The following is a 9,873-nucleotide window of genomic DNA, read 5'->3' as shown; positions in this document are numbered from 1 at the left end:
TTCCGAACTAGAGTATACCAACTCATATCAAATACGGTTAAATAGTTATTATAAATAGGACTTACGAATGAACGCTATTGGTAGGGTGTGTTAGCGCTAGCGTAACTGAGCGATGCCCCTTATGTAGTGCCTTTGCGTAAGTCCTGATAAAGTTGGTAGAGATGGGGAGATTGAAGTAATTATAGAGTTATAAACATACACTGTATAACCGGATTCTATATAAGAGCGCGAACAAAAAACTTTCTCCTTCTACTACTTTTTCTTCTTTCTTTCCTCCTGATTCATCAGTAATTAATATTAATATCATACTCTAATCTACCAACGTCAAAAAAACTTTCTCCTTTTTTTTCTTCTTCCTTCTTCCTTCTTCCTTCTTCCTTCTTTCTTCACTCCTGACTCCTCCGTCATGATAAAATTCAGATTACCCTCAACCTCTCAATCAAGAAAACTTTATGTCTGACAAAACTTATGAATTAATTCTACGAAACAGTCGCTTATTGCAACCAACTCAACAAACAGAAATAGTAGATATCGCCATTGACAATAGTAAAATTGTTGCTATTTCTAAAGATATTCCAGTCTTTGCATATCAAGAACTCGATATTCAGGAAAAATTAGTTAGTCCACCATTTGTAGAATCTCACATTCATCTAGACTCTGCTCTCACTGCCGGAGAACCACGATGGAATCAAAGTGGTACATTATTTGAGGGTATAGAAATTTGGGGCGATCGTAAGCAAGACTTGACACTAGAAGATGTGAAAAAACGTGCTATTGACACTCTAAAACTCCAAGCTAGACAAGGAGTATTATTTGTGAGAACCCACATCGATGTTAGCGAACCCAAGCTAATAGCATTACAAGCACTTTTAGAAGTAAAAGAAACAGTCAAAGATTGGATGACTTTACAAATAGTTGCTTTCCCCCAAGATGGTATTTATAGTAAAGATAAAAACCTCTCACTTTTAGAAACAGCTTTACAATTAGGAGCGGATGGTGTAGGTGGAATTCCTCATTATGAATTTACCAGGGAAGATGGGGTAAAATCTGTGCATAAAATTTTTGAATTTGCAGAAAAATATGACTGTTTTATCGATATTCATTGTGATGAAATAGATGACGAACAATCACGTTTTTTAGAAGTAGTTGCTGCTTGTGCAATTAGAACAGATTTAACTTCACAAGTAACTGCTAGTCATACTACAGCATTTGGTTCTTATAATAATGCTTATGCTTTTAAATTAATGAGTTTATTAGAGAGGTCTAAAATTAATTTTATTGCTAATCCTTTAATTAATATTACTCTTCAAGGTCGTACTGATACTTATCCTAAAAGACGCGGTGTGACGCGAGTAAAAGAGTTATGGCAACGAGGAATAAATGTTAGTTTTGGCCATGATTGTGTACAAGATCCTTGGTATAGTTTGGGTACTGGTAGTATGTTAGATGTGGCTTATATGGGCGTACATATATGTCAAATGACTGGAATTAAAGAAATTGATGCTTGTTATCAAATGGTTACTTGGAATGGTGCGAAAACTTTAGGAGTAGAAGATGGGTATGGAATTAAAGTAGGAAAACCAGGCAATTTGATAGTTTTAGATGCGGATAGTTCTTTTGACGCAGTTAGGAAACGTGCTACTGTAAAATATGTATTTTGTCAGGGTAAATTATTGGTAGAAAATGTGCCTGGACAAATAAAATTTACTTCTTTTGAATAGAAAGTATTAATTTGAATTAAATCGGAAAAAAAATATGAAAAATCTCGAAAAATATGTCGAATTAACGGCAGAATTAATCAATTTAGAATTACAACCAGAACACCTTCCCGGTGTAGTAGAAAATCTAGAAAGAATAGCAGCGATCGCTCAATTAGTTACAGATTTTCCCCTTCCACCAGAAATAGAACCAGCACCAAAATTTGACCCAGAAAAGTTAGAGAATTGATATAGCGCTTCTCTAATTTATGAGATATAGTTTTATATCTCCCTTGACATACTCCCGACGTTGCGCATAGCGCGACAACGCGGGATTCTTCAGTCAGAAAAAAAAGCTGACTGCTGTTTATACAGAGGTGATGTCCTCCCCCTGTTTTTAGAAAAATCATAATCTATTTATTTGTAATTGTCAATAGCTATCAATGCATATACTACAATATAATATGTATACTATAAAGAGAAAATCCCCGATGAACAACACAGATAACGCCTGGCTTTCATCCCGGAGGGAGAGCGCCGGGATGAAAGCCGGGGGAGTTAAAAGGGGGGAGGTTTCAAAGTCCCCCTTTTTAAGGGGGATTTAGGGGGATCATAAATGTACCTCATCTTTATGAGACAGGATGCCCGCACTGAGCATTGTTCATCTGTATATACCATTACTATGCAGAACTACCCAAAAACTTTCTGACTTTTTTTCTGATAACTGATAACTGGGGAAAATATCAGGAACGGGAAACAGGAACGGGCAAGATGCCCATTCCACAAGACACAAAACATAAGACTATTAAAATCATCCTGCATTTATGCAGTACCGATAACTGATAACTGAATTGACGAACGGGCAAGATGCCCATTCCACAAAACACAAAACACAAAACTTAAACCAAAATGACTATCAAATTTAATCAAATAGATGCAACGGCGATCGCCACAGCCATCAAAACAGGCGAAACCACAGCTCAAACCATAGTAGATCAATGCTTACAACAAATTAACCAGCACAACCAAACCCTCAACTGCTTCACTACTATTACTACAGAAACCGCCCTTAACACTGCCAAACAAATAGACACAGAAATTGCTCAAGGCAAAAATCCTGGTATTCTAGCAGGTGTACCCTTTGCAGTCAAAAATCTCTACGACATCGCAGGTATAACAACCCTCGCTGGAGCAAAAATAAACGCCGAAAACCCACCCGCAACAGAAGACGCAACCGCCGTCGCTAAACTCAAACAAGCAGGTGCCATTCTCATCGGTGCCCTCAACATGGACGAATACGCTTATGGCTTCGTCACCGAAAACAGTCACTATGGCGCAACACCTAATCCTCACGACCTCACCCGCATCTCCGGGGGGTCATCCGGTGGCTCTGCTGCTGCCGTTGCTGCTGGTTTAGTTCCCATAACTCTCGGTTCCGATACCAACGGTTCTATCCGCGTGCCAGCCTCCTTATGCGGTGTATTCGGATTTAAACCAACTTATGGACGCTTATCGCGAGCAGGAGTTTTTCTGTTTGCCAGTAGTTTAGACCATGTCGGCCCATTTGCTCGTTCTGTAAGAGATATCGCAACAGTTTATGATGTTTTACAGGGGTCAGATATTAGAGACCCAGTTTGTACCCATCGCACTCCGGAAGCTTGTTTGCCTCAACTCGATCGCCATATTGAAGGTTTACGCATTGCAGTTGCTGACAGTCACTTTGCCACAGGTGGGGAGTCAGAAGTTTTCGCAGCAGTGGAACAGGTAGCGACAGTATTGGGAGTAACTCGAAGGGTGACTATACCGGAAGCGCACCGAGCTAGAGCTGCTGCTTATATTATTACTGCTGCGGAGGGGGCGAATTTACATTTAGAAAATTTACGCACTCGCCCCCAAGATTTTGACCCCGCAACTCGCGATCGCTTTTTAGCTGGTGCTTTAATTCCCGCAGATTGGTATATTCAAGCTCAACGTTTCCGCCGTTGGTATCAAAGTTGTGTTGGAGAAATATTTAAGGAAGTAGATATTATTCTGGCTCCCACTACTCCCTGTGTTGCACCACTATTAGGGCAAGAAAAAATGACTATTGCTGGGGAGGAAATATTAGTGCGTCCAAATTTAGGTTTGTATACACAACCTTTATCTTTTATTGGTTTGCCAGTTTTGTCAGTACCCATCCGTCGTACTAATGGTTTACCTTTGGGAGTACAAATTATTGCTGCGCCTTATAATGAAGCCTTGATTTTACGGGTGGCAGCAGCGTTGGAGATGGAAGGAATAATTGCAAGGTAAGGAAGAAGGAAGAAGGAAGAAGGAAGAAGGCTTAAAAGCTTGAAAAAACTTAAATTTTAGGAGTTATATCATGTTCGGATGATCACTTACAATAAAGTCATTGCGACTGGAACGGAGTGGAAGGAAGCAATCTCAAGGGTTTGAGATATCTCTTCCATCTATATCCTAATCATAACTATTCAACCGAACATGATATTACGCAGTACCGCTACATAATTGAATAGAAGGAAATATTATTTCTTTTTTTTCCTCTTAAAAGGGGAGGCTTTAAACCAGAATTATTTAATTATTAATTATTCGGTAAATACATTGCTCGCTCATTGCTATACTACTGAATTATAGTGCTTTTGCGTAAGTCCTGACTAATATTATTTTTTTATCGGAGTCAAAATTAACGGGTCTTCTAGATAGTCTTCAAAAATAGCTCCTTTCTTAATAAGTTCTTGCTTTAATTCTCTAGTAATTCCTAAACTATTATTACTAAATTTAGCATTTATTACTATGGAATTTTCAAAGCTAGCTCCTCTGAGGTCAGCTTCACTGAGGTTAGCACCGCTGAGGTCAGCTCCACCGAGCTTAGCAAGAATGAGGTCAGCTCTTCTGAGGTTAGCATTAATGAGGTCAGCTTCACTGAGGTTAGCACCGCTGAGGTCAGCTCCACCGAGCTGAGCAAGAATGAGGTAAGCTCTTCTGAGGTTAGCATCACTGAGGTTAGCTTCACTGAGGTTAGCTCTTCTGAGGTTAGCATCACTGAGGTCAGCTTCACTGAGGTTAGCTCTTCTGAGGTCAGCATCACTGAGGTAAGCAAAACTGAGGTTAGCTTCACTGAGGTTAGCTTCACTGAGGTTAGGATTAATGAGGTAAGCTCTTCTGAGGTCAGCTCTTCTGAGGTAAGCACCACTAAGGTAAGCACCACTAAGGTTAGCACCACTGAGGCCAGCACCATTGAGGTCAGCACCATTGAGGTCAGCACCATTGAGGTTAGCACCATTGAGGTTAGCACCGCTGAGGTTAGCACCGCTGAGGTTAGCACCGCTGAGGTTAGCACCGCTGAGGTTAGCACCGCTGAGGTCAGCTTTCGCAATATTTAAAACTTTACCATCTCTATTACTTCTAATTTTCTGAACTAAAATTTCTTTTTTATCAACACCAGTAAGAGAAGATTTTAACTTAGCAATATCAGTATAAGAAATATCTCCCGCAATAGTAAGTGCCAACTTATTATCTTCAACAAATTTCACATCCTCTATTGGAATATCAAATATATCTTTAAGTACTCCTGACTTAAAGGCATTTTCTAACTTTTCTAAATCTTCTTGAGTGCCATTAAAGAAAAATTTAACACTTCCTTCATCAATATCATAAATTGTCAATGAAGCTGCATTTAAAATTTCTCTTAAATGCTTTTCAATAGCTTTCAAAGTAGTTTTATCTTTTCTTTTGGCTTTTCCAGAAATAACATAACCAATTTCGTATTCCTCATCTTTTTGACAAATATCTGAAGTTTTTTTAATAGATTCATTTTTAACTACATTGACTATCACATGAATGTTTTCTTGAGAATTATCAATATTGTTATCATCCCCTTGAATAATTGTACTTTCGTTACCTTGAGCTGTAGAATTATTATCTCCTTCAACAGATTGCTTAGATTCTGAAGATGATTGAAGCTCTTGTTTAATAACCTTCTCTTGGCTCATAATAATCAAGGTAATATATTCCAAATTTTTCCAACAGCATATCCTAAATATCCGGCAACTTTTGTGACAGTAGGAAAAAGTTCATTGACTAACTCTTTCACTTCTTTAATTGTCTTACCTGCCTCATTCAAAGTTTCATTTACTCGTTTCAAACTCTTAGCAATAGACTCTTTATCAGGCTCAGATTCTTGTACCTCAACTATAGCAGCTTCTAAACGTTTTACCGAATTATTAATAATTAATAATTAATAATTAAATAATTAAGGTTTAAAGCCTCCCCTTTTAAGGGGAAAAAAAAGAAATAATATCTCCTTATATTCAATCCTCTCGGTTTTAACCAGAGGTAATTATCAATTATCCATTATCCATTATCCATTAATGAAAGACTTTTCTCTGTCAGCTTCAGATAGTGTAGTCAAGCTCTGTATTTTTTCTTCTAAGTGAGCTAAGATTTCAACTACTTCAGTAGTAGTTATTTGTTCCTCTGCACTTTGAGAAATTTGACTTTGATTAAATGTACTCTTGTCACCTTGAGCTGTTATATTATTATTTCCACTAACATTTTGATTATTTTTATTCATTTTTTGTGCAAAATTAGATTTACTAACATTTTCCTCATTTGATTCCTGATTGCTATAGAAAGTTATGATGTTGACGTAGATTTATATTGTTCATCTAACTAAGAAATTTCTCACTTGTACCGTTAGTGTAAATATTGGTAGTATTAATAGAATTACCGCCAGCTTCACGGAAGACTTGATAAATTCTTTGGCTTTCTTCTTGAGAAGAACCCCAACCCCAGTCTTCGCCAAAAGTCATTGTACCCAAGCAGAGTTCTGATACTCTAAGTCCACTTTTTCCTAATAATTTATATTGCATCTTGTGATGTACTCCTAAATAATTAAGTCAGTGAAATTAGTGAATCAAACAATATCTATGATAGTTTATAGTTAGTGATTTTTGTTAATCACCTGCCTAGAACGAATAATTAATATTGCCTGATTATTTTGCTTAATCTAAACCAAAAGCCTACTTAAAAACAGTTAGTGATAAAAAACCTTCTCTCTTTGAACCTTTCTTTTCCTTCTGCCTTCTGCCCTCTGCTTCTTTCTCTTTTTTCTTGCTTCTTCCTTCTTTCTTCCCTCCTGACTCCTCCGTCGTTTATTGATAACGATTCAACCGGACATGATATAATATCAAATCAGTTTAATTCGGTATAAAAAAATATTCCATCTTCAACGATTACCAAATATTTCTCTATCTCCCCATCTCCCCATCCCCCCATCTCCCTATCTCCCCATCTCCCCATCTCCCCACCCCAGCATCTCCCCATCTAATTACACCGATGCTACCGGACATAATATAAGCTATTTAATTAAACCGGATTTAGCTTATTGTGAAGCTGTATTTAACCAGATTTTGAATTGGCATAATGCAAGTACTTAAAAGTTCGTAATTCTTCTACTTAACTTGTGCAAAATCCCTACTTTAATAATTTCATACGGTTAGCACATTTTTATTTCAATATATTTACTATTAGAAAAATCTATCAACTGATATTTCAGTAATTTTTTGATGATCTATATCACTATCCAGTTTATTAATTGTCACAGTTATATTTTTGCGGACAAGAGTTCATAGAAGTTGTATCTATAAGTATGGGTTTTAAAGTGAGGAGATAAATCAAAATGAATAATAATACACCTAAAGAAGCACAACAAACTCCCAAAAATTATAACAAAGAACAGATGAATGCAATAGCTAAAGCTATGATTGTCAGTTTTGCTTGGTCTTGGGCAGATTTATTACAAGAAAATAGCTCTAAAAACCGTAAAACTATTGGCAATACTGCTTCATAACTAAATATTCTGTTTGTTAAAAAAAAATATTTTTCATCGTAGTCGTGCAAGTATTTTTAGACAGATGAATACAATATTTGATAAGCAAAATTAAATTAGTTTTACCGAAAAATTGTGGTTGAAAGCCTCCTATTTTAAGGGGATAAAAAGAAAAAAAATCATGGTTAGTAAATCCTCTTCTTTGAAAGGAGAGGTAATTATTAATTATTAATTATTAATTATTAATTATTAATTGTTGAATTAACCTTGCATCCTTAACTGACTTTTTCTATTAAGTGCTTCTTGGTAATCAGGCTTAATTTCCAACGCTATATTGTAAGAAATAACTGCTTCTTGAATATATCCTAATTTTTCCAAAATTAATCCTCTTTTAAACCATATTTGATGATTACCTGGTCTTAAAGAAACTATTTGGTCATAGGCAGCGATCGCTTCTTCATACTGCTCTAACTTTTCCATAATCTTAGCTAATTCTGACCAAGCTTGATAATTATTAGGCCAAATCTTAATAGCTCGATCATAACTTGTAGCAGCCTCTCGGTCGTTTCCCATTTTTGCTAAACATAATCCTCGTTGTAACCAAGCATCAAAATTATGAGGCTGTTTCGCTATGACCAAATCATAAGCTGCTATTGCTTGAGAATATTTTTGTAACTTTTCTAAAGCAGCTCCTCTTTGTAAACCTACTTTAGCAACAGAAACTCCTTGTTTAACGCTCATTTCTATTACTTTGTCATAAGCAGCTAATGCTGTTTCGTACTGCTGGAGTTTTTCTAATGCTTCTCCTCGACAATTCCAAGCTTCTAAAAAATCTGGTTGGGTAGTAATAGCATTACCATAGGCAATAAGAGCTTCATTGTACTTACTAAGTGCCATGAATGCTTTACCTCTACCCAACCAAGATTCTGGATAATTAGAATTAATTGTAATTGCTTGATTAAAAGATTCTAACGCCTCATCATACTTAAATAAATCCAATAAAGTATGACCACGACTAATCCAAGCTTCCGGTAAATTAGGATTAAGATTAATTGCTTTATCAAAACAAGCAATTCCTCCTTCTTTCCAATGATTTTTTAAAGCTAATCCCTTATAAAACCAAGCTTCATAATCATCTGGATTTAATTTAATTACTTTATTAAAAGAAGAGACTGAATCGTGATATTTGTGTAGTTTGCTTTGAGCAATTCCTCGGTTAAACCAAGCCAAATAATTATCGGGTTGTAATTCTATTGCGTGGTCGTAACTAGCTACTGCTTCTGCATAACGGTAGGTTTCAACTAAAGCTAATCCTCTATTTAACCAAATATGATAATTATCAGGCTGCAATTTTACAGCACAATCATAAGCAGCTAATGCTTCAGCATATTTTTCCACACTTAATAAAGCTTGCCCTTGAGCATACCAAATTTCTCCCATCATCGGTTGTATTTTCAGTGCTTTTTTGTAGCAATGGGTGGCAACTTGATACTGTTTAAATTCAGCTAAAATAACACCTTTATTGTACCAGAGTTCATAATTATTTTGGTTAACTTTTATTCCTTTATCAAAGCAAGCGATCGCTTCTTCATACTGCTTTAAATTAGATAATACTACACCGTAACAATTCCAGGCTTCATCATCGTTTGACTTGATAGATAGCGATCGCTTATAAGCCTCTATTGCTTGCTCATATTTTTGTAGTTTATAGAAACAATGACCTAATTTTAACCAACCTACAGCCCAGTCTGGCTTAATTTTAACCGCATTTTCATAGTAAGATATGGCTGACTCGTATCTGCCCATGTTATACATTCTGTTGCCACGGTCAAATTCTGGAAATGCAGAAAATATACTAAAAATTCCGTTAGACACGGAGATGCTTTGGCTATTATTATTGTCTAATGTTGTTAAAAATGTTAATTTTTGGGATGATTTAAAATCAGTTTTGGTCATAATTTTTTTCCCTTGAGCTTGATAGAGTCTACCTGAAAATAGTATTATATAATGCAGAAGGAAAAAGGAAGAAAGAAGAAGAAAGAAGGAAAAAAGAAAAATCTGGCGTTGTCTGAGTTTTAAGCTTTTAATATGTCAAATACAGTAATGGCGACTGCTATAGATCCAATGCAAGGTAGATATGGAATATTGACTACTCCCCGCAGCTGTTGCCGAGGGGATTCTAAGTAGATACTACGCAACAGAATAAATCCGTGTTATATCATGTCCGGTTGAATACTTACACTTTGGAGGTCCGAAGGCAGGAGGCAACCCACCCCTAACCCCTCCCAGGAGGGGGAGGCAGAAGGGAAGAAAAGGCGCTCATGAGAAAAAGTTTTTTATCACTGA

At 36.4% G+C, this 9,873-nt stretch carries 10 protein-coding genes; 4 read left to right on the top strand and 6 right to left on the bottom strand.

What is annotated here, in order from left to right; translation table 11 throughout:
- Nucleotides 1–452: 452 nt before the first annotated feature.
- From codA to F6K54_RS32595, 3 genes are all read left to right on the top strand, one after another.
- On the top strand, nt 453–1,721 hold the full coding sequence (codA, locus tag F6K54_RS32605; RefSeq protein WP_293087310.1) for a cytosine deaminase: 1,269 nt from the start codon (nt 453–455) through the stop codon (nt 1,719–1,721).
- A 34-nt stretch (nt 1,722–1,755) separates the two neighbouring features.
- Nucleotides 1,756–1,947 carry a DUF4089 domain-containing protein gene (locus F6K54_RS32600; RefSeq protein WP_293087307.1) on the top strand — a complete coding sequence of 64 codons (192 nt, stop codon included), beginning with the start codon at nt 1,756–1,758 and terminating at the stop codon, nt 1,945–1,947.
- A 659-nt stretch (nt 1,948–2,606) separates the two neighbouring features.
- Nucleotides 2,607–3,989, top strand: coding sequence for an AtzE family amidohydrolase (locus F6K54_RS32595; RefSeq protein ID WP_293087304.1), 1,383 nt, complete (start codon nt 2,607–2,609; stop codon nt 3,987–3,989).
- 368 nt (nt 3,990–4,357) lie between these two features.
- Here the strand turns inward: F6K54_RS32595 and F6K54_RS32590 are convergent, their stop codons facing one another.
- The 5 genes from F6K54_RS32590 to F6K54_RS32570 all read right to left on the bottom strand — a co-directional run bounded on the left by F6K54_RS32590 (nt 4,358) and on the right by F6K54_RS32570 (nt 7,022).
- The gene (locus tag F6K54_RS32590; protein WP_293087301.1) at nt 4,358–5,689 is read right to left on the bottom strand and encodes a pentapeptide repeat-containing protein; all 1,332 of its coding nucleotides are present in this window, start codon (nt 5,687–5,689) and stop codon (nt 4,358–4,360) included.
- 5 nt (nt 5,690–5,694) lie between these two features.
- Nucleotides 5,695–5,841 (bottom strand): hypothetical protein, encoded by a 147-nt coding sequence (locus F6K54_RS32585; protein ID WP_293087298.1) that lies wholly within the window; start codon nt 5,839–5,841, stop codon nt 5,695–5,697.
- Between the two features lie 216 nt (nt 5,842–6,057).
- Nucleotides 6,058–6,270: a hypothetical protein gene (locus F6K54_RS32580; protein ID WP_293087296.1), complete on the bottom strand. Its 213-nt coding sequence runs from the start codon at nt 6,268–6,270 to the stop codon at nt 6,058–6,060.
- A gap of 94 nt (nt 6,271–6,364) precedes the next feature.
- Complete coding sequence (locus tag F6K54_RS32575) at nt 6,365–6,568, bottom strand: aldo/keto reductase (protein WP_293087293.1); 204 nt, start codon at nt 6,566–6,568, stop codon at nt 6,365–6,367.
- A gap of 322 nt (nt 6,569–6,890) precedes the next feature.
- Nucleotides 6,891–7,022 carry a hypothetical protein gene (locus tag F6K54_RS32570; protein WP_293087290.1) on the bottom strand — a complete coding sequence of 44 codons (132 nt, stop codon included), beginning with the start codon at nt 7,020–7,022 and terminating at the stop codon, nt 6,891–6,893.
- A gap of 355 nt (nt 7,023–7,377) precedes the next feature.
- Between F6K54_RS32570 and F6K54_RS32565 the strand changes: the two genes are divergently transcribed.
- Nucleotides 7,378–7,548 (top strand): hypothetical protein, encoded by a 171-nt coding sequence (locus F6K54_RS32565; RefSeq protein WP_293087287.1) that lies wholly within the window; start codon nt 7,378–7,380, stop codon nt 7,546–7,548.
- A gap of 240 nt (nt 7,549–7,788) precedes the next feature.
- Here F6K54_RS32565 and F6K54_RS32560 read toward each other — a convergent pair whose 3' ends face one another.
- Nucleotides 7,789–9,483 (bottom strand): tetratricopeptide repeat protein, encoded by a 1,695-nt coding sequence (locus F6K54_RS32560; protein WP_293087284.1) that lies wholly within the window; start codon nt 9,481–9,483, stop codon nt 7,789–7,791.
- Nucleotides 9,484–9,873: the final 390 nt, after the last annotated feature.

The organism is Okeania sp. SIO3B5 (assembly GCF_010692555.1).
GTDB lineage: Bacteria > Cyanobacteriota > Cyanobacteriia > Cyanobacteriales > Microcoleaceae > Okeania.
This window is presented reverse-complemented; position numbering and strand designations above follow the sequence as displayed.